22 protein-coding genes are annotated in these 26,381 nt (G+C 63.5%); 14 read left to right on the top strand and 8 right to left on the bottom strand.

Annotation, left to right across the window (positions count from 1 at the left end; genetic code table 11):
* Positions 1-180 precede the first annotated feature (180 nt).
* Entirely contained in the window at positions 181-624 is a 444-nt protein-coding gene (locus OZ911_RS07755; protein ID WP_016485579.1) for an acetyltransferase, read from the top strand.
* Between the two features lie 84 nt (positions 625-708).
* Here OZ911_RS07755 and OZ911_RS07750 read toward each other — a convergent pair whose 3' ends face one another.
* Positions 709-936 carry a DUF3077 domain-containing protein gene (locus OZ911_RS07750; protein WP_023048213.1) on the bottom strand — a complete coding sequence of 76 codons (228 nt, stop codon included), beginning with the start codon at positions 934-936 and terminating at the stop codon, positions 709-711.
* A 718-nt stretch (positions 937-1,654) separates the two neighbouring features.
* Here OZ911_RS07750 and OZ911_RS07745 point away from each other — a divergent pair.
* From OZ911_RS07745 to OZ911_RS07725, 5 genes are all read left to right on the top strand, one after another.
* On the top strand, positions 1,655-2,365 hold the full coding sequence (locus tag OZ911_RS07745; RefSeq protein ID WP_023048212.1) for an AraC family transcriptional regulator: 711 nt from the start codon (positions 1,655-1,657) through the stop codon (positions 2,363-2,365).
* 103 nt (positions 2,366-2,468) lie between these two features.
* Positions 2,469-3,884 (top strand): efflux transporter outer membrane subunit, encoded by a 1,416-nt coding sequence (locus OZ911_RS07740; protein ID WP_083283709.1) that lies wholly within the window; start codon positions 2,469-2,471, stop codon positions 3,882-3,884.
* Positions 3,885-3,945: 61 nt separating this feature from the next.
* Positions 3,946-5,091, top strand: a complete 1,146-nt coding sequence (locus OZ911_RS07735; protein WP_070086451.1) for an HlyD family secretion protein — start codon at positions 3,946-3,948, stop codon at positions 5,089-5,091.
* Positions 5,081-6,595, top strand: coding sequence for an MDR family MFS transporter (locus tag OZ911_RS07730; protein ID WP_023049385.1), 1,515 nt, complete (start codon positions 5,081-5,083; stop codon positions 6,593-6,595). The genes OZ911_RS07735 and OZ911_RS07730 overlap by 11 nt, the downstream gene beginning before the upstream one ends.
* A 146-nt stretch (positions 6,596-6,741) precedes the next feature.
* Positions 6,742-7,479, top strand: a complete 738-nt coding sequence (locus OZ911_RS07725; RefSeq protein WP_070086450.1) for a GntR family transcriptional regulator — start codon at positions 6,742-6,744, stop codon at positions 7,477-7,479.
* A gap of 49 nt (positions 7,480-7,528) precedes the next feature.
* Here the strand turns inward: OZ911_RS07725 and OZ911_RS07720 are convergent, their stop codons facing one another.
* On the bottom strand, positions 7,529-10,609 hold the full coding sequence (locus OZ911_RS07720; protein WP_023049178.1) for a MexW/MexI family multidrug efflux RND transporter permease subunit: 3,081 nt from the start codon (positions 10,607-10,609) through the stop codon (positions 7,529-7,531).
* Complete coding sequence (locus OZ911_RS07715; RefSeq protein ID WP_070086449.1) at positions 10,606-11,703, bottom strand: efflux RND transporter periplasmic adaptor subunit; 1,098 nt, start codon at positions 11,701-11,703, stop codon at positions 10,606-10,608. Before OZ911_RS07715 ends, OZ911_RS07720 begins: the two co-directional genes overlap by 4 nt.
* An 84-nt stretch (positions 11,704-11,787) precedes the next feature.
* On the opposite strand from OZ911_RS07715, the gene soxR reads away from it, so the two are divergent.
* Both soxR and OZ911_RS07705 read left to right on the top strand, forming a co-directional pair.
* Positions 11,788-12,243 carry a redox-sensitive transcriptional activator SoxR gene (soxR, locus tag OZ911_RS07710; protein WP_023049466.1) on the top strand — a complete coding sequence of 152 codons (456 nt, stop codon included), beginning with the start codon at positions 11,788-11,790 and terminating at the stop codon, positions 12,241-12,243.
* Positions 12,244-12,389: 146 nt separating this feature from the next.
* A complete protein-coding gene (locus OZ911_RS07705) occupies positions 12,390-12,638 on the top strand; it encodes a CsbD family protein (RefSeq protein WP_016485569.1) in 249 nt (82 codons plus the stop codon).
* A gap of 52 nt (positions 12,639-12,690) precedes the next feature.
* Here the strand turns inward: OZ911_RS07705 and OZ911_RS07700 are convergent, their stop codons facing one another.
* From OZ911_RS07700 to OZ911_RS07685, 4 genes are all read right to left on the bottom strand, one after another.
* Positions 12,691-13,944: an OprD family porin gene (locus OZ911_RS07700; RefSeq protein ID WP_016485568.1), complete on the bottom strand. Its 1,254-nt coding sequence runs from the start codon at positions 13,942-13,944 to the stop codon at positions 12,691-12,693.
* Positions 13,945-14,011: 67 nt separating this feature from the next.
* A complete protein-coding gene (locus tag OZ911_RS07695) occupies positions 14,012-15,316 on the bottom strand; it encodes a CitMHS family transporter (protein ID WP_016485567.1) in 1,305 nt (434 codons plus the stop codon).
* 113 nt (positions 15,317-15,429) lie between these two features.
* Entirely contained in the window at positions 15,430-16,737 is a 1,308-nt protein-coding gene (locus tag OZ911_RS07690) for a dicarboxylate/amino acid:cation symporter (protein WP_016485566.1), read from the bottom strand.
* A gap of 72 nt (positions 16,738-16,809) precedes the next feature.
* Positions 16,810-17,889 carry a 4-oxalomesaconate tautomerase gene (locus tag OZ911_RS07685; protein WP_016485565.1) on the bottom strand — a complete coding sequence of 360 codons (1,080 nt, stop codon included), beginning with the start codon at positions 17,887-17,889 and terminating at the stop codon, positions 16,810-16,812.
* A 147-nt stretch (positions 17,890-18,036) separates the two neighbouring features.
* On the opposite strand from OZ911_RS07685, the gene OZ911_RS07680 reads away from it, so the two are divergent.
* Positions 18,037-18,930: a LysR family transcriptional regulator gene (locus OZ911_RS07680; RefSeq protein ID WP_016485564.1), complete on the top strand. Its 894-nt coding sequence runs from the start codon at positions 18,037-18,039 to the stop codon at positions 18,928-18,930.
* A gap of 25 nt (positions 18,931-18,955) precedes the next feature.
* Here the strand turns inward: OZ911_RS07680 and OZ911_RS07675 are convergent, their stop codons facing one another.
* Positions 18,956-19,252 (bottom strand): DUF3144 domain-containing protein, encoded by a 297-nt coding sequence (locus OZ911_RS07675; protein WP_016485563.1) that lies wholly within the window; start codon positions 19,250-19,252, stop codon positions 18,956-18,958.
* Between the two features lie 386 nt (positions 19,253-19,638).
* Here OZ911_RS07675 and mtlD point away from each other — a divergent pair, with 386 nt between their 5' ends.
* The 5 genes from mtlD to OZ911_RS07650 all read left to right on the top strand — a co-directional run bounded on the left by mtlD (position 19,639) and on the right by OZ911_RS07650 (position 26,327).
* Positions 19,639-21,783 (top strand): bifunctional mannitol-1-phosphate dehydrogenase/phosphatase, encoded by a 2,145-nt coding sequence (gene mtlD / locus OZ911_RS07670; protein ID WP_023049009.1) that lies wholly within the window; start codon positions 19,639-19,641, stop codon positions 21,781-21,783.
* Positions 21,784-22,067: 284 nt separating this feature from the next.
* Entirely contained in the window at positions 22,068-22,850 is a 783-nt protein-coding gene (locus OZ911_RS07665; RefSeq protein WP_016485560.1) for an aldolase, read from the top strand.
* Positions 22,851-22,894: 44 nt separating this feature from the next.
* A complete protein-coding gene (locus OZ911_RS07660) occupies positions 22,895-23,782 on the top strand; it encodes a dihydrodipicolinate synthase family protein (protein WP_016485559.1) in 888 nt (295 codons plus the stop codon).
* 69 nt (positions 23,783-23,851) lie between these two features.
* Entirely contained in the window at positions 23,852-25,066 is a 1,215-nt protein-coding gene (locus OZ911_RS07655) for a benzoate/H(+) symporter BenE family transporter (RefSeq protein WP_023049012.1), read from the top strand.
* A gap of 58 nt (positions 25,067-25,124) precedes the next feature.
* Positions 25,125-26,327: an MFS transporter gene (locus tag OZ911_RS07650; RefSeq protein WP_016485557.1), complete on the top strand. Its 1,203-nt coding sequence runs from the start codon at positions 25,125-25,127 to the stop codon at positions 26,325-26,327.
* Positions 26,328-26,381: the final 54 nt, after the last annotated feature.

The following is a 26,381-nucleotide window of genomic DNA, read 5'->3' as shown; positions in this document are numbered from 1 at the left end:
CAGGCTGCATTGCCCCACACTGCGCAATCCGGGTAACCTTCTGCCATCTTCCCTTCCGGCTTCCCCTGCCGTGCACCGCCCAGGCGTTAAATCGCGAAGCGGTCATTCATGATGCCGACACCTGCATGGCCGCCACCTTTTGGCGCGCCCATCTGCCATCTATACATTCAGGATGACCCTATGATCATTCGCCAAGGCATTGCTGCAGACTTCCCGCAGCTGCTCGACATCTGGCTGCGCGCCGTACGCGCCACACACCACTTTCTGCAACCGTCCGACATCGACGCGCTGTTGCCACAGCTGCAAGACGTGTACTTTCCGGCCGTCGAGCTGTGGGTTGCAGTAGATACCGATGACCAGCCGTTGGGCTTCATCGGTTTCAATGAAAACCACGTGGAAATGCTCTTCGTCGACCCCGAGCGACATGGCCAGGGTATTGGCCGTGCGCTGCTGGATTTTGGCCGCCAGTCGCGTAACGCGATGAGTGTCGATGTCAACGAGCAGAACCCCCAGGCAACAGGGTTCTACGAGCACTACGGCTTCGTCCAGACCGGCCGCTCGCCGCTGGATGGCGAAGGCCGGCCGTTCCCCTTGCTGCATATGAGCTTGCCCACCAAGACATGACTAGAAGGCACACACCGCGATGGACCGGTCCATCGGGCCATGTGTCGCAAAAAGGGCCGCAAAGCGGCCCCCCAGGGCAGCCGTTCAGCGCAAGGTATTTTTGGTCAGTTCGACTTCGTTCATCAATGCCTTGGCCAACGCCGTGAGGTAATCGGCGGCGCCCAGGAATTTGTGGTCGTCCTCCATATCGCCTTCGCGCAGCAGATGCTTGATGTAGCTCAGCAGGATCGAAACTTGCTCATAGGCATCATCGATAGGAATGCCGGGCTGGACCCGCAGCAGATCCTGTGGATCGGGGACGAGCTTTTTCATTGTGTAATTCCAGCTTCTAGGGAAGGAACCACCACCTGAATCTTTCTCATGGATTGAAGGCGGCAGCCGTACGCAGGTGTGAGAAAACCGGGCAGAAGCTAGCAAAGGCCCGACCAGGCGAAAGCCCGCCCACGTACGGCCACCATGAAGGTGCTGCTAGCTTGACTGTCGGGTTCTCATGCCCGGTCGCCGGAGCGACGCGAAAACGTTATCCCTGAGGTACTTCGCCGACAACGGCGATAGTTCAGCAGCGCGCGTAGGATAATTCCTAAGCGGGTTGATTCTGAAGCGTTTGGTTTCATGTTCAGAAATGTCTTACAGGGGATGGCTTTGAGGTGCCTGCCAAGGGATCGGTCAGGGCCACCAGGTGCTTGCCGCAACATTTTCAGCGCCTACAAGACCGAGCGCCGCCCGCGCGGCGCTTCGCGGGGCAAGCCCGCTCCCACATGTGTTTCGGGCCAATTACTCCTGTGACAGGTGCGCGCGACCGCCTTGTTTGTCCGACGCGATATCGAGTCATGCGCCAAGGCGTTCGCGCGCAAATCGCACAGGCAGAATTGGCCCCAAAACACATGTGGGAGCGGGCTTGCTCCGCGAAGCGCCGCGCGGGCGGCGCTCGATCTCGCAGGCGATGAATAATTGCGCCGAACCGCCAACCTTCGCAATCAAGCATCAATAAACCGCCGTATAATCGGATCCAATACCGAGGATGCCCCGCATGCAAGCATTGGAAATGGACTACGGACACGGCGAAGAAGTGGCCAGCCACTGCCACGCCGAAGATCAGCTGATCTACGCCGCCAGCGGCGTCATGCGGGTCAGCAGCGAAGGCGGTAGCTGGGTGATCCCTGGCGGGCATGCGTTGTGGATGCCCGCCGGGGTCAGCCATGCCATCCGCATGGAAGGCGTGGTCTGCATGCGGACCTTGCTGCTCGAAGCACGTATCGAGCGCTGCCAGGTCATCGTGGTAACCGGCCTGCTGCACGAACTGATCCTGGCTGCGTCACGCATGCTCGACCTGCGTGACGGCGAGCACGTGCGGGCACTGATCCGGCTTGAGTTGGCCACTGCCAGGCGCATCGATGCCTTTGTGCCGTTGCCGCACCAGGCGAAACTGCGCGCCTGGTGCGAGCGTTTCCTGCAGGCCCCGGCCCAGGACCTGACGCTGGAACAATGCGGCGCGCAACTGAACATGAGTGCCCGCAGCGTGGCACGGCTGTTCCAGCGTGAGGTGGGCATGTCGTATGGCGAATGGCGCGCCCGTGCCCGGGTGATGCTCAGCCAGCAATGCCTGGCCGATGGCCAACCGATCCTGAACGTGGCGCTGGAGCACGGCTACCAGAGCGCCAGCGCCTTTGCCGCCATGTTCAAGCGCATCCTCGGCTACGCGCCGAGTGATTGGCAAAACAGTACCGCGCGCGGGTACTGAGCTCCAGGTTGTCCCACTTGCGCGCAGGGTTGTCCCGCTTGCGGCAGCGGCGGGCGCCCCACCCTCGTTAACCTCGCATCACCACCCTTGAGCGACATGTGTGATGCCCTTACTGCCTTCATTTCCCTTCCCTGCCCGGTTTGCCGTACTCGCCATACTCGGCGTGCTGGCGGCGTGCACCCGGCAACCCGCACCTGCCGAGCCACCCGCAGCGCTGCTGGCCAACCCGCTGGCGAATGTGCCGGCGGGTGTCAGCCGGCAACCATTGCCCCAACAATGGTGGGCGCTGTTCCAGGACCCGCAACTTAACCACTGGGTACAGCAAGCCCTGGCGCACAATCAGGACCTGGCCCAGGCCGAAGCCAATGTGCAGGCCATGCTGGCGGGGATAGGCGAGTTCGATGCCAGGCGCTGGCCGTCAACCTCGATGGACTTTGCCGCCACCTATGGCAAGAGCGCCGATGACCAGACCCTGGCCGAGGCGACCGACAGCCACGCGCCGTCGCAATGGCAATTCAACCCAGGCATCGAGTTGGCCTATCAGGTGGATGTCTGGGGCCAGGTGCGTGCTGCCATCGAGCGCGCCCGGGCCCAGGCCGAAGCCAGCGCTGCGGCGCTGGACCTGGTGCGCCTGCAAGTGGTCGCCCAGACCAGCCGCGCCTACCTCGACCAGTGCATCTACACGGCGCGCCTGGACGAGGCTAAGCAGTCCCTGCAAACCCTCGACCACAGCGTGCAACTGAGCGAACGCCAGCGCCAGGCCGGCGTGGCCACTGCCCTCGACAGCGAGCGCCTGCTGGGCTTACGGGAACAAGTGCGGGCGCAGCTGCCGATGCTCGCAGCCGGGCGGCAGATGGCGCTTTACGAACTTGGCATGCTCAGTGGCCAGGCCTCGCTGGCCGACACCGCCACTTGCACAACCATCCCCACGCTGTCGGCGCCGCTACCGGCCGGCGATGGTTGGCATTTGCTCGAACGCCGGCCGGATGTGCGCCAGGCAGAACGGGAACTGCAGGCTGCCACCCTGGAAACCGACATCGTCCGGGCCGACCTGTATCCGAAGGTCAGCTTCGGCGCTTCGCTGACCTCCTCGGACCATCACCTGGCCAACCTCGGCGACAGCCGCGCGGTGATGTTCGGCATTGGCCCGCTGATCCGTTGGGAGTTTCCGAATATGAAAGCCAACCGCGCGAGGGTCGGCAAAGCCGAGGCGTTGCAGCAGGCGCAGGTTGCCCATTACCACGGTATGGCGCTGAGCGCGCTCAAGGACGTGCGCCAGGCCCTTGCACGCTATGACGGTGAGCGGCAGCGGTTGCAGGCACTGGATGCAGCCCTGGCGCACAGCCAGCGCGGCTATGCCCTGGCCCAGGGCAACTACCGCGCCGGCACCTTGGACGGGCTGGCCTTGCTCGACAGCGAGCGAGAACTGATCCGCCTGCGGGCCAGCCACGTAGAAGCCCGAGGGCGGCTGGCGCAGGCACAGGTCAACCTGTTCCGCGCCCTGGGCGGGCGGTGGTAGCTCCAGGTAACAACAAATGGGGCCGCTTAGCAGCCCCAAAAATCAAGCATGGAAACCGTACATGAATGTCGCCGTAGAACAAACCGCACCAGCCGAAACTGAACCGCGGGCCAAAGCCAGATCCCGTCGCCGCCTGGCCTACACCGCCAGCGGTAGCCTGGCAGCAATCGCCCTGCTGGCCTTCACCAGCTACTGGCTCACCACCGGCCGCTACCTGGAGACCACCGACGACGCCTACGTGCGCGCCGACTGGGTGGCCCTGAGCCCACGCGTGGCCGGTTACGTGGCCGAGGTCGCAGTGGCTGACGACCAGCCCGTGAAAGCCGGCGATGTACTGGTGCGCCTGCAAAGCCGCGACTACCGCGCCCGCCTCGACCAGGCACGGGCAGGTGTGGCCGAGGCCCAGGCGGCACTGATCGCCGCCCAGGCCCGCCAGCAGGTGGCCAGCGAGCGTATCAACCAGCAACAACAAGCCATCTTGCAGGCTGAAGCAGCCATGCGCAGTGCCACTGCCGAACAGCGGCGCAGTGACTTGGACATGCAACGCTACCGTGGCCTTGTGCGAGACGAGGCCGCGACCGTGCAGCGCCTGGAAACCGCCAGCGCCCATGCCACCCAGGCACAAGCCGCGCTGCAAGGTGCCCAGGCCGCGCTGCGCCAACAACGGTCACAACTGGCCATGGCCAAGGCCCGGTCAGCCCAGGGTAACGCCGAACTGCAACAGCGCGCGGCAGCGCTGACCCGCGCGCAGGCCCGCCAACAGTTGGCCGAGCAGGACGAACAGGACACCGTGATCCGCGCACCGATCACGGGCGTGGTCGGCCAACGCCGCGTACGTGCCGGCCAGTACGTGGTGCCGGGCCAGCCGCTGCTGGCCGTGGTACCCCTGCAGCAGGCCTATGTGGTGGCCAATTTCAAGGAAACCCAGTTGGCCAACATGCGCCCGGGGCAGCCGGTAGAAATCCGCGTCGACAGCTTCGTCAGCCAGCCACTGCGCGGCCATGTGGCCAGCTTTTCGCCAGCGTCCGGCAATGTCTTCGCACTGCTGCCGTCGGACAATGCCACCGGCAACTTCACCAAGATTGTCCAGCGCTTCCCGGTGCGTATTCTGCTGGACACACCGCTGGATGGCCCGCAGGTACTGCCCGGCATGTCCGTGGTGAGCACGGTCGACACGCGCCCCGCAGAGGTGGCCGATGGGCACTGAACCAACGGTCACACTGCGCGCCTGGGTAGCGGTGCTCGGCGGCCTGCTGGGCTGCTTCATGGCCGGCATGAACGTGCATGTCACCAGCGCCGCGCTGCCGGAAATCCGCGGCTCGCTGGGCGCCAGCTTCGAGGAGGGCTCCTGGATTTCCACCGCCTACCTGGTAGCGGAAATCGTGATGATTCCGCTGACGGCCTGGCTGGTGGACGTGTTCTCGCTGCGCCGGGTGATGTGGACCGGCTCGCTCATCTTCCTGATCGCTTCGGTGGCCTGTTCCTGGGCGCCCAACCTGGAGGCGATGATTGCCATCCGGGTGATCCAGGGTGCTGCGGGCGCGGTGCTGATCCCCCTGTCGTTCCAGCTGATCATCACCGAACTGCCGGCCAGCAAGATGGCCATGGGCATGGCGCTGTTCAGCCTGGCCAACAGCGTGGCGCAGGCGGCCGGGCCATCGATTGGTGGCTGGCTGAGCGATGCCTATTCGTGGCGCTGGATCTTTTATCTGCAACTGTTCCCCGGCCTTGCACTGCTGTTCGCCATCGCCTGGTCGATCGAGGCCAAGCCCATGAAGCTTGAGCTGCTACGCAAAGGTGACTGGCTGGGTATCACCGCCATGGTGATCGGCCTGGGTGGCTTGCAGATCGTGCTGGAAGAAGGCGGCCGGCTGGACGGGTTCGGCTCGCCATTCATCGTCGCCATGAGTGTGGTCGCCGCCATTGCCCTGGTGGTGTTCGTGGTGACCCAGCTGTTCGGCCAGCGCGCCTTCATCAACCTGCGCTTGCTCGGGCGCTACAACTTCGGCGTCGCCAGCGTGGCGATGTTCATCTTTGGCGCCGCCACATTCGGCCTGGTTTTTCTGGTGCCCAACTACCTGTCGCAGCTGCAGGGTTTCAGCGCGCACGATGTCGGCGTGGCGCTGATCGCCTATGGCGTGGTGCAGCTGCTGCTGGCGCCGTTGATGCCCCGGCTGATGGGCTGGACCAGCGCCAAGTTCATGGTCGCCAGCGGCTTTCTGATCATGGCCCTGGGCTGCTGGCTGGGGGCTAGCCTGAGCGCCGACAGTGCCGACAACGTGATCATCCCGTCCACGGTGGTGCGCGGTATTGGCCAGCCTTTCATCATGGTGGCGTTGTCGGTGCTGGCGGTGGCCGGGCTGGACAAGCGTGAAGCCGGCTCGGCCTCGGCGGTGTTCTCCATGCTGCGCAACCTGGGGGGAGCCATCGGCACGGCCGGGTTGACGCAACTGGTGGCCACCCGTGAGCGCTTTCACAGCGAGCGCATTCACGAGCAGGTGACAGTGTTCGCGCCTGGCGTGCAAGAGCGCATCAACCAGACAATACAGAGCTGGTTGCCGCACCAGCAGCAGATGCTGGAGGGGCTGGCCGGGACGATTCGGCGGGAGGCTTACCTGCTGGCTTACAGTGATGCGTTCTACCTGGCGTGCCTGGCGTTGGTCGGGTGTGCAGTAGCGGCATTGCTGTTACGGTCAAAACACCAATTGTGACGCCGACACATCTCCCTGTCGGAGCATGCGTTTAGAGTGCCGCACCCGGCGCGCGGCCCAGCACCGCACGCATTTCGGCGGTGCCGAACATATCCCTGTCGCTGTTACACTGCCAACCGATGAAATTTACGAGACAGACCAGAGGTATGAACCCGACGCGCTACTCCACCGTGGCAAAGGACTTGATGGATGGCATCGCCAACGGCCGCTACCCGGTGGGCAGCCTGCTGCCGACCGAGTTCGAGCTGTGCGACCTTTACGATGTGAGCCGGCACACGGTGCGCGCCGCGATCAACCAGCTGCTCGACCAGGGGCTGGTGTCGCGGCGCAAGCGCGTAGGCACCCGGGTAGAGGCCAGCAGCCCGCGCGGCGGCTATTCGCAGTCGCTGGCCAGCGTGGCCGACCTGGCCCACCTGGCCGAAACCCAGCAGCGGGAAATCCAGGACGTGCGCCATTTCGTCGCCGACCTGAGCGAGGCGGCGCGGCTGGGGCTGGTACCGGGGGAGCACTACTTTTGCGTGTCGAGCATCCGCGTCGACCGCCTGCACAATGCCGCACCGCTGTGCTGGATCGATGTGTACGCACAGCGCGACTATGCCGAGGTCATCGAGCGGGCCCGCGAGCACCCCGACCAGCTGATTGCAGGGCTGATCGAGCAGCACGTTGGCCGGTCAATCGCGGTGGTCGACCAGCAGGTACGGGCAGTGTTGCTGACGGCAGAGCTGGCCAAAGCACTGAAGGCCGAGGCGGGTTCACCGGGGCTGAAAATCATCCGCCAGTACCGCGAGGAAAACGGTGATTTGATGGCGGTTTCCGAAACCGTGCACCCGGATGACCGCTTCACCCTGGTGACCCAGATGCGCCGGGTTCGCTCACCGTCCTGATCGTGCAACCGGGGCCGCTATGCGGCCCCGATATTCCTGTTCCCTCACTTCACATGCCCAACACCCGATCGGCCTCCAGCAACTGCTGCCCCCGCACCGTGGTCACCCGGTGATCGCGCGCCAGCCAGGCATAGAGGGTCGGCAGCACGAACAAGGTAAACAAGGTGCCCACCAGCATCCCGCACACAATCACCACCCCCAGCCCGAAGCGGCTGTTGGCCCCGGCGCCGCTGGCAAACAGCAGCGGCAGCACGCCAAAGGTCATCGCTGCGGTGGTCATCAGCACCGGCCGCAAACGTATCTGCGCGGCACGGACAATGGCGGCAGCACGGTCGAGGTTGTCGCGCACCTGGATCTCGTTGGCGAACTCCACCATCAGGATACCGTGCTTGCTGATCAGGCCGATCAGCGTCACCAGGCCAATCTGCGTGTAAATGTTCAGCGTGGCCCAGCCCAGCGCCAGCGGCAGCAGCGCACCGCAGATCGACAGCGGCACAGTCACCAGGATGATCAGTGGGTCAACCAGGCTTTCGTACTGCGCCGCCAGCACCAGGTAGATCACCACCAGGGCAGCAAGAAACGCCCACATCAAGGCAAAGCCTTCCTGCACATACTGGCGCGATTCCGATTGCCAGTCGTGGCTGAAGCCCGGTGGCAACTCGGCGGTGAGCTGTTCGAGAAAGGCCACGGCATTGCCCATCGACACACCCGGGGCCGGGATTGCCTGCAGGGTACTGGCGTTCTGCTGGTCGAACTGCAACAGGCGGTTGGGCGCCACTTCGAGATCCAGGTGCACCACCGTGGCCAGCGGCACCAGGCTGCCCTCTTCGGCGCGCACATACTGGCGGTTCAGCGCCGCAGGCGTCAGGCGCTGGTCTTGGATACTCTGCGGGATCACATCATAGGCGCGCCCGAACAGGGCAAAGCGGTTGAGGTATTGCTCGCCCACCAGCACCCCCAGCGACTCGCCAATGGCCTGCATGCTGATGCCCAGGCTGGCCGCCTTGGCCCGGTCGACACGCACCTTGACCACCGGGTTGTTGTAGTCGAGGTCGCTGTCCACCACGGCAAACAGGCCGCTGTCGCGGGCGCGTTGCTTGAGCACTTCCATGGTCTGGTACAGCTCGGGGTAATCCTGGGCGCTGCGCAGCACCATCTGCACCGGCAGGCCACCACTGGAGCCCGGCAGCGAAGCGACCTGGAAGGCGAAGATGCTGCTGCCTTCGATATCCGCCACGGCCTGCTGCAGCTGTGCCTGCACCTGTGCCGCGGACCGCTCGCGCGCCTGCCAGGCGCTGAGGTTGATGCCCCCGAAACTGGCGGCCGGGCCGTCGGTGCCGTTGATGATCCAGGTGTCGGTGGTTTCGGCGATGGACTTCATCACCTGGTCGAGCTTCAGCGCAAAGCGTTCCGCATATTCGAGGCTGGCATGCTGCGGCGACTTGATGGCGGTCAGCACCGCGGCCTGATCCTCGGGTGGCGCCAGCTCGCGTTGGGGCAGCAGGTAAAGCCAGGGCAGGCTCAGGCACACCAGCAGCGCCACACCAGCGCTGATCCAGCGATGCGCCAGGGAGTAGGCCAGCACTTGTCCATAGGCCCCGGTCAAAGCAGCAAACAACCGATCGGCCATGTTGGCCATCGCGCCATGCTGCTGCCCGGGTTGCAACAGCAACGAGCTCATCACCGGCGACAAGGTCAGCGCCACAATGCCGGACACGATCACCGCCCCCGCCAAGGTCAGGGCGAATTCGCGGAACAGCGTGCCGGTCAGCCCGCCCATCAGCCCGATCGGCGCATACACCGCCGCCAAGGTCAGGGTCATGGCAATGACCGGCCCGGCGATTTCCCGCGCCCCGGCCAATGCCGCAGCAACCGGCGACTTGCCCTCTTCGATATGCCGGTGCACGTTCTCCACCACCACGATGGCATCGTCCACCACCAGACCGATGGCCAGCACCATCGCCAGCAAGGTCAGCAGATTGAGACTGAAGCCGAACATCAGCATCAGGCCCGCGGCACCGAGCATCGACAGCGGAATGGCCACCACCGCGATCAGCACACTGCGCAACGAACCCAGGCACAACCAGATCACCAGCACCACGATCAGCATCGCCTCCACCAGGGTGCGCAACACCTCATGGATCGAAGCATCGATGAAGCGCGCAGTCTCATAGGCCAGCGCCACCTTCACCCCAGGCGGCAGGGTCTGCTGGATTTGCGGCAGCAGCTGGCGAATGCCCTCGACAATCACCAGCGGGTTGCCGGCCGGCGTGGGGAACAGCCCCAGGTGCACGGCAGGCTTGCCGTCCATGGTAGCGCTGGTCTGGGTGGCCGCCGCACTGAGCTCGACGGTGCCGACATCGCGCAGGCGCACCAGGTCGGTGCCATGGTTGCGGATGATCAGCTCACGGAAGTCCTCGACCCGGGTCAGGTCGGTGTCCACCTGGATATCGGCCAGCACGTACTGCCCACGCACCTGGCCCGGCGTCGCTTGGTAGTTGTTGGCCCGCACCGCCTGCGCCACGTCCGCTGCCGTCACCCCGCGCCCGGCCATCTGCTCGCTGTCCAGCCACAGGCGCATGGCCAGGCGTTGCCCACCGAACGACTGCACCTTGGCCACGCCGTCGATGCCTGAGAACTGCGGCTCCACCACCCGCGACAGGTAATCGCTCAGCTCCGGGATCGACACGCTGGAGCTGGAAAAACCCACATAGGCCACGGCGGTGGAGTCGCCTGCCGACAGCTCCACCACCGGGTCGTACGCCTTTTCCGGCAGGCGATAGCGCACCTGGTTGACCTTGGCCATGGTCTCGGCCAGCGCCTGGGTCGAGTCGCGGTTGAGCACCATGCGCAAGGTGATCAGGCTGCGCCCCTGCTGCGACGACGAGGACAGGTAGTCGATGCCCTCGACCGACGACACCGCCTGGGTAATCGGCTGGGTCACGAAGCCCTGCATCAGCTCGGCAGAAGCGCCGGGGTACTCGGTGCTGATGGTAATGGTCGAGCTTGCCAGCAACGGGTACTGACGGATCGGCAACTTGCCCATGGCAAACAGCCCCATCAGGATGATCAGGCTGCTGACCACCAGCGCCAGCACCGGGCGGCGCACGAAGAGATCGGTAAATTTCACCGCTGCCGGCCTCCGAGGTTGGCCTGCAAGCTGTCCTGCGCCACCGGCTCGACCGACATGCCGTCGCTCAGCTTCAACTGGCCAGACACCACCACCCGGTCACCGGGCGCCAGGCCGGAGGTAACCTCCACCCGCCCCTGCCAGCGCTCACCCGTGGTTACCCGCACCCTGCTGACCCGGGTACCATGCGCCGCGTCCTGAGTGGCAACGAATACTGTCTGGCCATAGGCGGCGTAGGTGATCGCGGTTTCCGGCACCGCCAATACAGTCGAAGGCTGCACAGCATCCAGGCGCACGCCAGCGTACATGCCCGGCTGTAACTGCCCGTCCGGGTTCGGCAAGGCTGCCTGCACCTGCACCAGGCGCGCCTTGCTGACCACCGGATCGACCGCCACCACCCGGGCCTGGAAGCCTTGCCCGGGTACGGCGTCCAGCGTCAGTGCCAGCACTTGCCCGACGTGCACTTCGGGGGCGGCCTGCTCGCCCACGGCAAAATTCACATGCAACTGGCTGATGTCGGCCAGGCTGACGATGGCCTCGCCGGCGCCCAGGTATTGGCCCTGATGCACCCGCCGAATGCCCAGCTTGCCGGTAAACGGTGCGCGAATGGCCTTCTGCGCGATCAGCGCTTCGACATGCTGCAGCTCCCCGCTGGCCACGTCCACGGCGGTGGCGGCGTTGTCCAGCAACTCTTGCGACACGACATTCATCGCCCGCAGCTTGCGGCTGCGCTGCAGCACCACGTTAGCGTTACGCAATTTCGCCCGCAACTGCACCCGCTGGGCCTGCTCCGGCGCGTCGTTCAACTGCACCAGCAACTGCCCGGCGGTTACCGCCTGCCCCGACTCGAAGGCAATGCGGGTAATGCGCCCCGCCGTCTCGGCCGCTACCTGCACCTGGTTGACCGCCTCCAGCTCCCCCGAAGCAAAGTGCTGCCGCGCCAGTGGCACCTGCTCGGCCGTGGCCAGCGCCACCCTGGTCGCCGGCCACGCCGCCGCGGCGGGTGGCGCCGAACCGCTACCCACTAACGCATAGCAAGCAGCCAGCACACCGGCTACAGCGCCAGCCCAGGCCAGTAACGTCCGTTTGTTCATGCACAGCTCCGATCACAGGGAAAGCGGTTGCGGGGAAGATCGGGCAGGACTATAAGAGCTCAACTTAACTTGAGGTCAACAGGCATGGCAGCGGACAACACGCGGATGCTCACTGTGGGTGAAGTGGCCAGGCGCAGCGGCGTGGCGGTGTCTGCGCTGCACTTCTACGAGACCAAGGGGCTGATCGCCAGCGTGCGCACGGCTGGCAACCAGCGCCGCTTTCCCTCACTGGTGCTGCGTACACTGGCGATCATCAAGGTGGCGCAGCGCACGGGTATTCCGCTGGAGGAAATCAGGCAGGCGTTCAGCCGCTATGCGCCCAACAGCAAGCTTACGGCGGCGCAATGGGGTGAGATGTCCACCGCCTGGCGCGAAGACCTGAACGCCCGCATCCGCACGCTGGAGGCGCTGCGCGACAGCCTCGACAACTGCATTGGTTGCGGTTGCCTGTCGCTGGAAGACTGCCCGCTGCGCAACCCCGAGGATGTGCTGGGCAAGGAAGGTACCGGGGCACGGATTCTGGAGAAGAAGGCCCGCTAACCTCGCGCTCTCGAGCCATGTGCAACCCTTCGCAACAGCGCGTGGCCTGCAGGTGGCAAGCAGTTGCTTGGAACCATTGCGGTCCTTCACCGCCCTAACCCTGTGCTGTTAACCCAAAGCCGATCACAGGAAGGAACAAAGCCATCATGAAACGTGAACAGATCGAAGGTGTTGCAGAGAACCTCGCAGGCAAGGCACAAAGCGCTGTAGGCCGTCTGGTCGAAGACCCGGCGCTGGAAGCCGAAGGCGATGCGCGTCAGGCCGCAGGCCAGGTGACCAAGACCTACGGCGACACCCTGGATACGGTGTCTTCGTTCGTCAAGGAAAAGCCCTTCGCCGCACTGGCCATCACCGCCGCCGTCACACTGGTGGTTTCTCGCCTGCTGCGCCGCTGAACCACGGCGCCTCAGGCGGCTCAGGGCCGGAGATATCGTCCGGCCTGTGCCATCACCAGATGGCAATATCGTAGGTCAGGTACAGGCGATTGCTGTCTCGGCCGCGGGCGAAATCTGATCGATACACATAGTTTCGCAGCTTCACGCCCAGCCCTTTCAGCGGTCCGCCCTGCACCACGTAGGCAATCTCGGCGTCACGCTCCCACTCCTTGATGCCCTCGCCAGCTGAACGGCCATTGTCCCCACTCAGGTACCGCGTCATGAAGGTCAGCCCCGGCACCCCGGCCGCAGCGAAGTTGTAGGCGTAGCTGGCCATCCAGGTTTTCTCTTCCTCCTCGATGAATTTGCCGATGCCGACGTTGCTGAACGAATACACGGTCGCACCGCTGATGTACGGCAAGCCGGCTTCGCCATCGAGCACCTGGTAACCGGCACCCACAGAATGACCGGAATGCGCGTACGCCACCTGGCCGCTGAACATGTGGTTGTCGATGCCGCCGCCGTAGGCCGCCCCGCTGTCGCGGCTTTTGAAGTAGCGCAGGTCGGTGGTCAGTACCCCGCCGGCCAACGGCAGGTCATGGACCAGCCCGGCAAAATCCTGGCGATAGAAGTTTGCCAGCTGGCCATGGTAGACACTCAGGCGCAGTTGTTTGGTCACTGCATAATCGGCACCTGCAAAGCTGAAGTCACCCGATTTGCCGCCCCCATATCCGTCCAGATAGATACCGGTGCTGTCAGACGAGTCACGCTGCTTGAAGCGGTCGAGGTGCCCGGCCGTCAGGGTCAGCCCGTCGATATCCGTGCTGGTCAGCTGAGTGCCCTGGTAGGTCTGCGGCAGCAGCCGCGCATCGTTGTAAACCAGCACCGGTGTCTTTGGCAGCAAGGTGCCGTACCTGACCACGGTCTGGCCCAGGCGTGCCTTGGCCGTGGCCCCGGCACTGGCAAGCTCCTGCGCTGCGCGGCCATCGTCGTGCACCGGCAACAAACCCGTGCCGCTGCGCCCACGACCGGAATCGAGGCGCAAGCCTAGCAGCCCCAGTGCATCGAGCCCCACGCCCACCGTACCTTGGGTAAAGCCAGACTGGTAGTCGAGCAGAAAACCTTGAGCCCACTCCACCCGTTCGCTTTTGGCGGTGGCGGCCGCGCGGGCGCTCATACCGTGCTCGTCACGGAAATTCTCGTTGAAATACACATTGCGCAACTGCAGCTTGAGCTTGCTGTCGTCGACAAAACCGGAAGCGCCGGCAACAGGCAGCCAGCCGCAAAGCAGGCCACAGGTGGCCCCACGGAACACAGCTCGGGACATGATCGGTACTCTATTGTTGTTTTCTGAGTGAGCGGGAGCCCGGGCGCCTGGCAACGCCCGGTAATGCTTAGACGAAGAAGGACAAGGCGCCCGTGAGCAGCGCCAGCGCTGTGATCACCAACGAGGTGAGCACGGCCCATTTCACGGTGGCTTTCTGGAAGTCACCGATATCGCGGTCGACCATGCCCACCAGCAACAACGTGGAAGCCACCAGCGGGCTCATCAGGTGCACAGGCTGGCCTAGCACCGAAGCGCGGGCAATTTCCACCGGGTCGATGCCGTACGCGGCCGCGGCGTTTGCCAGGATCGGCACAACGCCGAAGTAGTACGCGTCGTTGGACAGCACAAAGGTAAGCGGCATGCTGGTCAGCGCCACCACCAGCGGGAACCAGTGGCTCCAGGCTTCCGGAATCCAGTCCACCAGGGTCTGGGCCAACGCATCGACCATCTTGGTACCCGAGAAAATACCGGCGAATATGCCTGCGGCGAACACCAGCAGCACCACGGTCATGGCGTTGCCCGAATGGGCGAGGATGCGCTCTTTCTGCAGGTCCAGCTGCGGGTAGTTGATCATCAGTGCGGCGACAAAACCGATCATGAACAGGATGGCCGCGTGCATCAGCCCCAGCACCAGCGCGGTCATCACGGCGATCACCAGCACCAGGTTCACATAGGCAAGGCGCGGGCGCTTGTGCGGGCTGTCCCCGAGGATTTCCTTGATGTAGCAGTTACCCCCTCCCGACTCCAGCGCAATATTGCCGATACGCCGGCGCTCGGTGCGACCAAGCAGGTAAGCGGTGAACACCACCCACAATGCGCCGCCGATGACGGTGGGCAACATCGGAATGAAGTATTCGGTCGCATCCAGACCGAGCGCGGCAATGGCGCGGGTGGCGGGGCCGCCCCAAGGGCTCATGCCGCTCATGATGCTCAACGACAGCATCGACACGGTGGCCAGGATCATCGGGTTCATGCCGATCCGCTTGTACAGCGGCAACATGGCGGCGCAGGTAATCATGTAGGTCGTGGTGCCGTCACCGTCCAGCGCCACCAGCAGCGACAGCAAGGCCGTGCCGATGGCGATCTTGACCGGGTCGCCGTTTACCCGTTTGAGGATCTTGCGGATCAGCGGGTCGAACAGGCCAGCGTCGATCATCAAGCCGAAGAACAAGATGGCAAACAACAGCAGCGCGGCAGACGGTGCGACCATTTTCAGCCCATCGAGCATCATCTTGCCCAGGTCTGGCGCGAAGCCGCCAACCAGGGCGAAAACAATCGGAACGACGGTCAGTGCAACGATCGGGGACAGGCGTTTACTCATGATCAGGTAGGTGAAAGTCACCACCATGATCAGGCCCAAGAGTGCGAGCATGGTTTGTTCTCTTGTTTTTATTGTCTATGTGGCCACCTGCAGCGCAGACGGCCCCCTACCCCACCCGGCAGCGCCTGGTGGGGGCCTTGTCAAAAGGGTGAAGGAGTGGGTGTTCAGCCGTGGCGGCGCGGTTCGGCGACCCAGTCGGCGGATTCAACCACGGGGCTGGCCACCGGCTCGCCGTTCAGGCGGCTGTGAAGCGTCTGGCGGTCACAGGCATTTTCCGACAGCGAAACCACCACCGTAGCCACTGCGTTGCTGGCAAGACTCGTCAGCGCACGGGCTTCCGACATGAAGCGATCGACGCCGATCAGCAGGGCCAGGCCGGCCAGGGGAATGTCATGGATAACGGTAAGGGTCGAGGCCAAGGCCACAAAACCGCTGCCGGTGACACCTGCCGCGCCCTTGGAAGACAACAGCATGATCGCCAGCATGGTCACCACCTGGCCCAGGCTCAGGTCGATGTTGCAGGCTTGTGCGATGAACACGGCTGCCAACGACAGGTAGATGGCAGTACCGTCAAGGTTGAAAGAATAGCCGGTGGGCAGCACCAGGCCGACCACGCCTTTCTTGCATCCAAGCTTCTCGAGCTTTTCAAGCATGCGCGGCAGCACAGGTTCGGTGGACGAGGTGCCAAGCACCACCAGGAACTCCTCACGGAAATAGCGCAGCAGCTTCCACAGGCTGAAGCCATGGGCCCGGCAGATGCCACCGAGCACCACCAGAACGAAGAACGCACAGGCGATATACAACGTCCCCACCAGCTTGGCCAGCGAGCCGAGGGAGGTAATGCCGTACTGGCCTACGGTGAATGCCAGTGCGCCGAAAGCGCCGATCGGGGCAAAGCGCATCAGGTAACCGAAGATGCGGAACACCATGGTCGACGCCGATTCCAGCACATCCAGTACCGGCTTGCCCTTTTCGCCCATCGACGACAGCGCGAAACCGCTGAGCACGGCGATGAACAGCACCGGCAAGACCTCTCCCTTGTTGAAGGCACCGACGAAGGTGTCCGGGATGATGTGCATGAAGAAGTCCACCACGCTCAGCTTGGCGGCCGAGGCGGTGTACTGGCTCAGGCCTGCAGTACTGAGGGTGGCAGGGTCGATGTTCATGCCACTCCCCGGCTTGAACAGGTAGACCGCCGCCAGTCCGATCACCAGGCTGACCACCGTCAGGCCCAGGAACAACAGCAGGGTCTTGCTCATCAGCCGCCCCAGCGAGCGCTTGTCGGTCATGCCGGCGATGCCGGTGACGATGGTGCAGAACACCACCGGCGCAATCATCATCTTGATCAGCTTGATGAACGCATCACCCAGCGGCTTGAGGGCCACGGCCTGTTGCGCCCAGAAGTGGCCGACCACCACGCCCAGCAGGACGGCGCAGAGGATCTGGAAGTACAGCGATTTGGCGAGTTTCATGGGGCATCACCATTGTTGAAATTGTGCGGATGCGCTTGCTACGAATGTGCGGGGCTTGATCGACGCCTGGTGCTACCCGGCCAACCTGCGGAATGTAGGGGCGTAGACGAAGCCTGAGAAGAGCCGCCGGGCGGTTCGTACGACCGAGGCCTGGATCGTCTGGCCATCGGCACCGCTGCGCGTCAGGGCGATATCGATGCCGCCACTGGGGTGCTCGAGTCGGACCTCGGTCAGCTGCTGCGCGCCTTCGCCCAGCAGGTCGGCAATCACCGTGCCGGGGCTGACGCAGGCAGTCGCCAGCCCCACTGCGCCAGTGATAGCCAAGGCGCGATGGCAGTTGTGCGGCATGAAATAGCGAACCTGCAGCGTGCCGTCGTAGCGAGGCCTGGATACCAGCACTGGTTTGGGAATGACCATGCCACTGACGTCGCCCAGGCCCATGGCCTTGCCGGCCTTCAACCGCAATGCTTCAAGGCGTTGCAACAGTTCGCTGTTGGCGTCCAGCTGGGCCGGGGTTTCCGAGCCGGTGACACCCAGCTGGCTGGCCTCTACCACCATCATCGGCATGGCCATGTCGATGCAGGTCACCGGTACACCATCGATCAAATCCTTGGCCTGACCGGTGGGGAACAGCTTGCCGGTCTTGCTGCCGACTGCATCAAGGAAAGTCAGGTGCACCGGGGCCGCCGTGCCTGGTACGCCGTCGATTGCGGTTCGGCCTTCGTAGCGCACGATGCCGCCTGGGGTTTCTACCAGCGAATTGACGAAGGTACCGGTGTTCAGGTTGCGAATACGGACCAGGGTCTTGCCTTCCTTGCCTTTGACCAACCCCTGTTCGATGGCGAACGGGCCAACGGCACACAGCATGTTGCCGCAGTTGGGAGCAGTATCGACCCGCCGCTGTGCAACCATCACCTGCACGAACAGGTAGTCGACGTCGGCGTCGGCGTGCAAAGACGGGCTGATGATCGCCACCTTGCTGGTCTGCGGGCTGCCGCCACCGATGCCGTCGATTTCCAGCTCATGGCCAGAGCCCATCAGGTTGATCAGCAACTCGTCGCGCTCGACCACATTGGCAGGCAGGTCCCAAGCGTGGAAGAACGGCCCTTTGGAGGTACCACCGCGCATGAGTACGCAAGGAATTCGTTGCATGATTTCGCACTCTTGTTGATCAATGGACATCATTGATGCTGTGAGCAAAAGAGTGACAGGCATGGATAAATCAATCCAATGCAAATATCGTAGCCATTATTGCGATTCAAACATTAATCAAGTACGGCGACAGTAGCGGGTTTTCTTATGGAATATGAGCTGCAAGACATCAGATCTTTCGTGAAAATCGCCGAACTCGGCAGCTTCCACGAGGCCGCCGAAGCGCTTCACCTGTCCCAACCAGCGCTAAGCCGGCGGATCAAGAAGCTCGAGGAAGGCCTGGGCACCTCGCTGCTGGAACGCACCACTCGCCGGGTCAGCCTGACCAGCGTGGGCCGCGACTTCCTGCCCAAGGCCAGGCGCCTGCTGGATGATTTTGAAGACTCGATCCTCAGCATTCGCGAGCTGGCCGAGCGCCAGACCGGCCAGGTTACCCTCGCCTGCATTCCCACCGCAGCGTTCTACTTCCTGCCGTCGGTGATCCGCGATTACAACGAGCAGTACCCTAAAATCCGCATTCGCCTGCTGGACCTTAGCGCCAACGACGGGCTCGAAGCAGTGCTGCGCGGCGAGGCCGACTTCGGCATCAACATGATGAGCGGCCAGCACCCGGACATCGAGTTTGTCTCACTGGTGCAAGAGCATTTTGTACTGGCGTGCAGGCGCGACCACCCACTGGCAGAACGCGCATCCGTTACCTGGACAGAGCTGGCTGATTACCGCCTGATCGGCGTCGGCCGCCTGAGTGGCAACCGCATGCTGCTGGACCATGCGTTGTCCGGGCTCAACCTGCGGCCCAAATGGTTCTACGAAGTGCAGCACCTGTCGACGTCGCTGGGCATGGTCGAGGCCGGGCTGGGCGTGTCGGCCATGCCCAGCCTGGCCATGCCCAACGCTGATCACCCGACGCTGGTGAGCGTGCCGTTGATCGAGCCGCAGGTCACACGCACCCTGGGGCTGGTGTACCGGCGCGGTGCGTCATTGTCGCCTGCGGCGGAGAAGTTCGTTTCGATCCTGCTGCAGCAGTGGCCCAACCGTTGAGTCGCGGCTGCGCAGGCAGGTGAGGTCAGGCGTCCTTGCCCAGCACAATGCGGTCGAAATGCTCGATGTGCTCATCCAGATTATCTTCGAGCATCATCCGGTACTGCTCGCAGAAGTACTTCAGAATCTCCTCCCGGGCTGCCGCAAGTTCCGCGCCCGACTTGAAGCTGCGGGCGCTCATCCAGGCGCTGAAACGCGTGGCGCCAAAGGTCAGCGAGGCACTTACCTTGCCCAGGTCTTCGAATTTTTCAATCTGCTGGTTGGCCAGGTCGATGTGCGCATCGGCGCGGTCATAAAAGGCCTGATCGGTAGCTTGGGTCATTGCGCTTCACCTTGTAACGGAAGCCCAAGCCTTGCATGGCGGCGCGCATACGTGCAAGGCTGAAAAAGGATGACCCATGACGAAAAAGGAAGCAAAGCACCTTATGCTTGGAATCACACGTATCCATCGCTACTTGCGCCCACTGCCTGCAAAACCGACTGCAGCCAGTGGGCGTGACCTCAAGGCCAAACCAGTTGCCCGCCTCGCCTCAAAGGTTACAAACCTGCTCTGCACGCCCCGCTCCGCCCCGCCTTACCTCTGCGTCACCCCTGAGCGCCCCCCTGTCGACCGTGTGCCCCCTACCTGACTGCCATCGCTGCAGCTCACACACCGTATTCGCCTGTTACAGGCGGGATGTATGACGCAACAACAAGGGGCAATACCCAATGCTTTTCTTTCACGGTAAACGCATTTTCAGCGCCATCTTCGATATGGATGGCACCCTCTTCGACACCGAACGCTTGCGCTTCAAGACACTGAAGCAAGCCTCTGTGGAAATCTTCGGCAAAGCGCTGAGCGAGGACACATTGATCGGCTCGCTGGGTTTGAGCGCGACCAAGGCCGAAGCCTTGGCCAAGGCGCATAACGGTGAAAACTTCCCGTACGCCGAGATTCGCAAACGCGCGGATGAACTTGAGCTCGAATATGTGCGCAATCACGGCGTACCCATCAAGGCCGGCCTGCTGGAGGTACTCGAACGCCTGCGCAAGTCGGGGTTGACCATGGCAGTGGCCACCTCCAGCCGCCGTGCCATTGCCGAGGAATACCTGATCAATGCCAATGTGCTGAAGTATTTCGACATCACTGTCTGTGGCGATGAAGTCAGCCAGGGCAAACCCCACCCCGAGATTTTCCTGAAAGCCGCCCGGGCGCTCAATTGCGAACCCGATCAGTGCTTCATGGTCGAGGATTCAGAGAACGGCATGCTGTCGGCCATCCGCGCCGAAGGCCAGGCGATCCTGATCGAAGACATCAAGCCGCCCGCTGCCCAGATCAAGGCAGGCGCACTCAAAGCCTACCGCAGCATGCATGAGTTTCTCGCCGACCTGAGCGAGTGCGTACCTGACTTGGGCATGCCAGCATTGAGCGAGCCGTTCCCGGCTTCGTTGAACCAGTTCAGCGTGGGCATTCATGGCTTCGGCGCCATCGGCGGTGGGTACCTGACACAGGTATTTTCCCATTGGGACGGCTACACCCGGCCCCGTGAAATCATCGCCGCGACCCGCTCGCGCATGCTGCGCGAAAGCGTCAATGCCTTCGGCCGTTACAGCGTGCGCTACGGGGCCACTTCGTTCGACCAGACCATCGACAATGTACGCATGATCGACCTGGACGATGACGACGCCGTGATCGGCATGTACACCACTGCCGAAATTGTCGGCCTCAGCCTGCCCGAGCAGGCCATCCGCAACCAGGCGAAGGTGATCGCCAAGGGGCTGCTGCAACGTTTCGAACGACGTGGCCGTGAGCTGACGCTGCTGATCGTGCTGAACAAGGTAGGCGGCGCCGCGTTCGTGCGCCGCCATGTGCAAGCGGAGCTGGCATTGCTGTGCCCGCCGGCCATTGGCGAGCAAGTGCTGGAAAAGACCCATTTCGCCGAAACGGTGGTCAGCCGCATCGTCTCCAAGCTCAGCAATGACGCACTGGTGCGGCAACTGCGCATCAAGTCGCAGATGTTCCAGAACAGCCTGGAAGACGAACCGGCAGTCGCCACAAAGGCATCCACGCCAGTGCCTGAGTACGAACGACTGATCGGGCGCTTCAGGCCTTTCGCCCAGCCGAGCAGCGCGATGAGCCAGTTGCACCTGATCCTGTTCAACAGCGAACCCGACATGCCGCTGTATGTAGAGCACGGCAGCGAGCTGCTCGAGCGCCTGCGCCAGGTGAAGACGGTGCCTGACATCACCCAGATCCAGGTCATCAAGAACCGCCTGTGGAACGGCCCACATGCCGTTGTTGCCTGGTACGCAAGCCTGCTGGGCCATGATTCGGTGGGCCAGGGTATGGGCGACGCGCGTGTCAGCGAACTGGCCGAACGCCTGATTCGCCAGGAAGTCGGGCCCGCACTGGTGGCGGAGTACCCACACATGGCCGAAGTGGTCAGCCGTTTTGCCGATACGTTCCTTGAGCGCTGTGCAACCTCGTTCAAAGACCCTTGTGCCCGGGTGGGGCGCGACCCGTTGCGCAAGCTTCAGCGTAACGAACGGATCCTCAGCAGCATCGACCTTGCACGCAAACACGGTATCGAAACCCCGGCACTGACGTTTGGCGCGGCCTTGGCCATTCACCATGCGTTGCGCTGCGAAGACAGCAAGGACCAGGAAGCCCAGGCGATCAGACAGGTTTATCGGGAAAACGACGCCAGCGTTGAGGCCGTGCTTACCCGTGACGGTGACTGTAATGGCAAGCGTTTTCCGGGATTGCACCCGATCAGGGATGAGCAGCTGATCACCGCCATTTCAGAGGCGTTCCGACAGTACCCGCAAAGGGATATGGCAACCAGGCGGGACGACCTTTGCATAGGCGCATGAGGTACTGCATAAGCCTGCAACCCGCGCAGTGAATGGCACGGGCTTCGCCCGTGTTCGCGGGACAAGCCCGCTCCCACAGGGACCGCGCTAGATTCTAGACATTGAGCAAGACAGTGGCTCCCACCTTGATCGCGCTAGCTTTCAGAGGGTTGCCAGCCAGCCCCCCCTTTTGAATGACACAATGCTTGCGCATGACACAAAGTGTCATTAAGATCGACGTGTGTCCTGGCGACGCCATCACGACGAACAGCCAGCGCCCGCCCTTTCCCATGCAGGTACCGCCCATGACGACCACCATGCACATCCCCAAGGACCAGTTGGTCAAGCTGGCCCAGCAGCAGATGCTGACGGCCCTGGCCGACAACACCTACACCGCCCGACAAAAGCTTGCCCTCACCTGCCGCATCCTGTTCGATGGCGGCCACGACTCCGGCCTGGCCGGGCAGATCACCGCTCGTGCGCAGGAACCTGGCACCTATTACACCCAGCAACTGGGCCTGGGCTTCGACGAAATCGCTGCCTCCAACCTGCTGGTGGTGGACGAAGACCTCACCGTGCTGCAAGGCCGCGGCATGGCCAACCCGGCCAATCGCTTCCATAGCTGGCTGTACCGGGCCCGCCCCGACGTCAACTGCATCATCCACACCCACCCGCTGCACAGCGCCGCCCTGTCGATGCTTGAGGTGCCGTTGGCCATCTCGCACATGGATCTTTGCCCGCTGTTCGACGACTGCGCATTCCTCAAGGAATGGCCAGGCGTACCGGTGGGCAACGAGGAAGGTGAAATCATCGCGAAGGCGATTGGCGACAAGCGTGCAATCCTGCTCTCCCACCACGGCCTGCTGATTGCCGGTGGCTCGATCGAGGAAGCCTGCGTGCTCGCCCTGCTGTTCGAGCGCGCAGCAAAGATGCAATTGCTGGCCATGGGCGCCGGTGACATCCGCCCCATCCCTGAGGCACTGGGCAAAGAAGCCCACGACTGGATCTCCACCCCCAAACGTCATGGCGCCGCGTTCAGCTACTACGCACGCCGTGCCTTGCGTGCCCATGGCGACTGCCTGGGCTGATCGAAGCTGTACTCTTTCCTCAACAACGGCAAAGGTGCCTGGTCATGTCTACACCTGTAATTCGCGGCGTTATCGGCTACACCATCACTCCCTTCACGGCTGAGGGCACGCTCGACCTTGATGCCCTGGGCACGTCCATCGACAGCCTGATCGCAGACGGCGTGCACGCCATCGCACCGCTGGGCAGCACCGGCGAAGGGGCCTACCTGTCCGACAGCGAATGGGAAACCGTGGTGCGCTTCAGCCAGGCACGCATTGCCGGCCGCGTACCCAGCGTGGTCAGCGTATCCGACCTGACAACCGCCCGTACCGTGCAGCGTGCCCGCCTCGCCCAGGCCTGCGGTGCCACAGCAGTGATGGTGCTGCCCATTTCCTACTGGAAGCTCACCGAAGCCGAAGTGGTTGCCCACTACAAGGCCGTCGGCGCGGCCATCGACATTCCGATCATGCTCTACAACAACCCGGGCACCAGCGGCACCGACCTGTCGGTGGAGCTGATCCTGCGCATACTCGGCGAAGTGCCCAATGTGACCATGGTCAAGGAAAGCACCGGTGACATTCAGCGCATGCACCGCCTGTTCAAGGCCACCGACGGCCGGGTGGCCTTCTATAACGGTTGCAACCCGCTCACCCTGGAAGCCCTGGTGGCTGGCGCCACGGGCTGGTGCACCGCCGCACCCAACCTGATACCAGCCCTGAACCTGGCGCTGTGGGACGCCGTGCAGCAAGGCGACCTGGCCCAAGCGCGCGCGCTGTTCTACCGCCAGTTCGAGCTGCTGGAATACATCACCCGCCGTGGCCTGCCCACCACCATCAAGGCCGGCCTGAAAATGCTCGGCCAGGATGTCGGCGCGCCGCGCCTTCCCCTGCAGCCGCTGGATGCGCAAGGCAGCAACTACCTGAAAAGCCTGCTGACCGAACTGGCCAACTGACCTTGAAACCTGCCCGGCGGCACCTCGCAGCCGGGCCCCTGCTGCACCCGACCTTCACCAGAGGCAACCATGGACGCGCCTGCACAAAGCTCTTCAACCCCGTTTCGGCCTACAGACCTCCTTCACCCCGTGATAGCCGGGCTCGTTTCGGTCATCGTCAACTATGGCGGCACCTTCATCCTGGTGTTCCAGGCGGCCAAGGTGGCCGGGCTGAGTCCAGAGCTGACGTCATCATGGGTCTGGGCCGTGTCGATCGGCGTCGGCCTCAGCGGCCTGTTGCTGTCCTGGTACAGCCGCGAGCCGATAATCACGGCATGGTCCACGCCAGCCGCAGCATTCCTGGTCACCGCCCTGGCCAGCGTGCCCTACAGCGAAGCCATCGGTGCCTACCTACTGTCGGCCGCGGGCTTCGTGGTGCTGGGGCTGAGCGGGTGCTTCGAGCGCCTGGTGCGGGTGGTCCCTGGCGGCATTGCCGCCGGGCTGCTGGCGGGCATCCTGCTGCAGTTCGGTATCGGCGCCTTTGCCAGCCTGTCGCTCGACCCCGTCCTGGCCGGGCTGCTGATTGCGGCCTATGTGGCATTCAAACGCTTCACCGCCCGTTATGCCGTGGTTGGCATTCTGCTCCTGGGCCTGGGCTACCTGCTGCTGCAGGGGCAAGCAGGCCTGACGGCATTGCAGCTGGAATTCGCCTCCCCAGTGTTCACCGCGCCCACCTTCACCCTCAATGCCGCCCTCAGCGTGGCCCTGCCATTGTTCCTGATCACACTCACCGGCCAGTACATGCCAGGCATGCTGGTGCTGCGCAACGACGGCTTCAAGACCAGCGCCAACCCGATCGTCGCGGTCACGGGCCTGGGCTCATTGCTGATGGCGCCATTCGGTTCCCACGCCTTCAACATCGCCGCTATCACGGCGGCCATCTGCACCGGCAAGGAAGCCCATGAAGACCCGGGCAAGCGCTGGGTGGCGGGGATTGCTGCCGGTGTCTGCTACATCGGCGTGGGGGTGTTCGGGGTCACCCTGGCCAGTGTGTTCATGGCGCTGCCAGGTACCTTTATCACGACTCTGGCCGGCCTTGCCCTGCTGGGCACCATCGGTGCCAGCCTGGCCGGCGCAATGGCGGATGCCAGCTCGCGCGAAGCGTCACTGATCACCTTCCTGGCGGCGGCGGCCAACATCAGCCTGTTCGGCATTGGCGGGGCCTTCTGGGGGCTGGTCATTGGCCTGCTGGCGTATGCCGTGCTGAACGGGCGCCTGCCACGCGCCAGCCGTTCATCCCGATAGACAGCTTACAACCAACCTACCCTGCGCCCTGTATCCACGCCGTTCGACAGGTATCGACATGCCCCAAGCTGGCCCCAAGCTTCTTACCCAAATTGCTGCCGTGCACTTTGTCAGCCATGTGCACATCATGCTGATCCCGGCATTGCTGCCCGTCCTCCCCGGCCTGCTGGGCGTGGGGTTCGTCGAGCTTGGCGTGGCCCTGGCGGTGTTCAACATCGTCTCTGCCTTGGTGCAGGCACCGCTGGGCTTTGCCGTCGACCACTACGGTGCGCGCAAGGTGCTCAAGGCCGGGTTGCTGCTGGGCAGTCTCAGTTTCCTGATGCTGGCGGTCAGCCCCGGCTATGCGGTATTGCTGGTAGCGATGGCCTTGGCCGGGCTGGCCAATGGCGTCTACCACCCTGCCGACTACGCGTTGCTGGTCAACGGCATTGAGGCAGGCCGCCTGGGGCGATCGTTCTCGATCCATACGTTCGCCGGTTTCCTCGGTTCGGCGGTAACGCCAGCGGTATTTCTCGGCATCGCCGCCGTGTTGGGTACCCAGGCCGCCCTGGCAGCAGGTGCGGTGGTAGGTATTGCCGCGCTGCTGCTGATCTCTGTGCCACGCAGCGGCATTTATCAGGTTTGCGGGCATGGCAACAAAAGTGACGCTGGCCTTGGTGCTGCGCCTGGCCGCGTGCGCTTGCTCACGCCGATGATCGGTGTGTTGACGGTGTTGTTCATCCTGCTGAACCTGAGCACCAGTGCCATCGAGAAGTTCTCCGTGGCCGCCCTGGTCCAGGGCCAAGGCCTGACCCTGGCCTGGGCCAACACGGCGCTCACGGCGTTTCTGCTCAGCAGTGCAGTGGGCGTTTTGTGCGGCGGAGCCCTGGCTGACCGCACCCGCCGCCATGGCCTGGTGGCGGCCATGGCCTTTGCCCTGGCGGCGGCGCTGACGACGCTGGTGGCGCTGGGGCTGGTGCGGGACTGGGCATTGGTAGCGGTACTGGGGGCAATCGGCTTGCTGACCGGGGTCATCGCGCCGTCGCGGGACATGCTGGTCAAGGCGGCGGCACCCCGTGGTGCCGAGGGTAAAACCTTCGGGCTGGTCTCGACCGGCTTCAACATCGGCGGCGCTCTCGGGCCCATTGCATTCGGCTGGATGCTCGATCAGCGCCTGCCCGAAGGCATCTTCATCGCTTCGGTGGTGTTCATGCTGCTGACCGTGCTGCTGACCCTGGCGCAGGAGGCATATTTAGCCAGTAAGCGTCGCCAGCTGGCTTAGACCCTAGGGCTGCTTTGCAGCCCTTTCGCCGGCAAGCCAGCTCCCACAGGACTC

It is taken from the genome of Pseudomonas fortuita, from assembly GCF_026898135.2.
Taxonomy (GTDB): domain Bacteria; phylum Pseudomonadota; class Gammaproteobacteria; order Pseudomonadales; family Pseudomonadaceae; genus Aquipseudomonas; species Aquipseudomonas fortuita.
Note: the sequence above shows the minus strand (reverse complement) of the source record. Positions and strands in the feature narration are given on the sequence as shown.

What these genes read in the sequence shown, in the direction of transcription:
- OZ911_RS07745 (WP_023048212.1), top strand. Translation starts at nt 1,655, where the DNA reads ATGCAAGCATTGGAAATGGACTACGGACACGGCGAAGAAGTGGCCAGC.
- OZ911_RS07655 (WP_023049012.1), top strand. Translation starts at nt 23,852, where the DNA reads ATGGACGCGCCTGCACAAAGCTCTTCAACCCCGTTTCGGCCTACAGAC.
- OZ911_RS07685 (WP_016485565.1), bottom strand. Translation starts at nt 17,889, where the DNA reads ATGCAACGAATTCCTTGCGTACTCATGCGCGGTGGTACCTCCAAAGGG.
- OZ911_RS07650 (WP_016485557.1), top strand. Translation starts at nt 25,125, where the DNA reads ATGCCCCAAGCTGGCCCCAAGCTTCTTACCCAAATTGCTGCCGTGCAC.
- OZ911_RS07695 (WP_016485567.1), bottom strand. Translation starts at nt 15,316, where the DNA reads ATGCTCGCACTCTTGGGCCTGATCATGGTGGTGACTTTCACCTACCTG.
- OZ911_RS07715 (WP_070086449.1), bottom strand. Translation starts at nt 11,703, where the DNA reads ATGAACAAACGGACGTTACTGGCCTGGGCTGGCGCTGTAGCCGGTGTG.
- OZ911_RS07750 (WP_023048213.1), bottom strand. Translation starts at nt 936, where the DNA reads ATGAAAAAGCTCGTCCCCGATCCACAGGATCTGCTGCGGGTCCAGCCC.
- OZ911_RS07660 (WP_016485559.1), top strand. Translation starts at nt 22,895, where the DNA reads ATGTCTACACCTGTAATTCGCGGCGTTATCGGCTACACCATCACTCCC.
- soxR (WP_023049466.1), top strand. Translation starts at nt 11,788, where the DNA reads ATGGCAGCGGACAACACGCGGATGCTCACTGTGGGTGAAGTGGCCAGG.
- OZ911_RS07725 (WP_070086450.1), top strand. Translation starts at nt 6,742, where the DNA reads ATGAACCCGACGCGCTACTCCACCGTGGCAAAGGACTTGATGGATGGC.
- OZ911_RS07690 (WP_016485566.1), bottom strand. Translation starts at nt 16,737, where the DNA reads ATGAAACTCGCCAAATCGCTGTACTTCCAGATCCTCTGCGCCGTCCTG.
- mtlD (WP_023049009.1), top strand. Translation starts at nt 19,639, where the DNA reads ATGCTTTTCTTTCACGGTAAACGCATTTTCAGCGCCATCTTCGATATG.
- OZ911_RS07740 (WP_083283709.1), top strand. Translation starts at nt 2,469, where the DNA reads ATGCCCTTACTGCCTTCATTTCCCTTCCCTGCCCGGTTTGCCGTACTC.
- OZ911_RS07665 (WP_016485560.1), top strand. Translation starts at nt 22,068, where the DNA reads ATGACGACCACCATGCACATCCCCAAGGACCAGTTGGTCAAGCTGGCC.
- OZ911_RS07700 (WP_016485568.1), bottom strand. Translation starts at nt 13,944, where the DNA reads ATGTCCCGAGCTGTGTTCCGTGGGGCCACCTGTGGCCTGCTTTGCGGC.
- OZ911_RS07755 (WP_016485579.1), top strand. Translation starts at nt 181, where the DNA reads ATGATCATTCGCCAAGGCATTGCTGCAGACTTCCCGCAGCTGCTCGAC.
- OZ911_RS07680 (WP_016485564.1), top strand. Translation starts at nt 18,037, where the DNA reads ATGGAATATGAGCTGCAAGACATCAGATCTTTCGTGAAAATCGCCGAA.
- OZ911_RS07730 (WP_023049385.1), top strand. Translation starts at nt 5,081, where the DNA reads ATGGGCACTGAACCAACGGTCACACTGCGCGCCTGGGTAGCGGTGCTC.
- OZ911_RS07675 (WP_016485563.1), bottom strand. Translation starts at nt 19,252, where the DNA reads ATGACCCAAGCTACCGATCAGGCCTTTTATGACCGCGCCGATGCGCAC.
- OZ911_RS07735 (WP_070086451.1), top strand. Translation starts at nt 3,946, where the DNA reads ATGAATGTCGCCGTAGAACAAACCGCACCAGCCGAAACTGAACCGCGG.
- OZ911_RS07705 (WP_016485569.1), top strand. Translation starts at nt 12,390, where the DNA reads ATGAAACGTGAACAGATCGAAGGTGTTGCAGAGAACCTCGCAGGCAAG.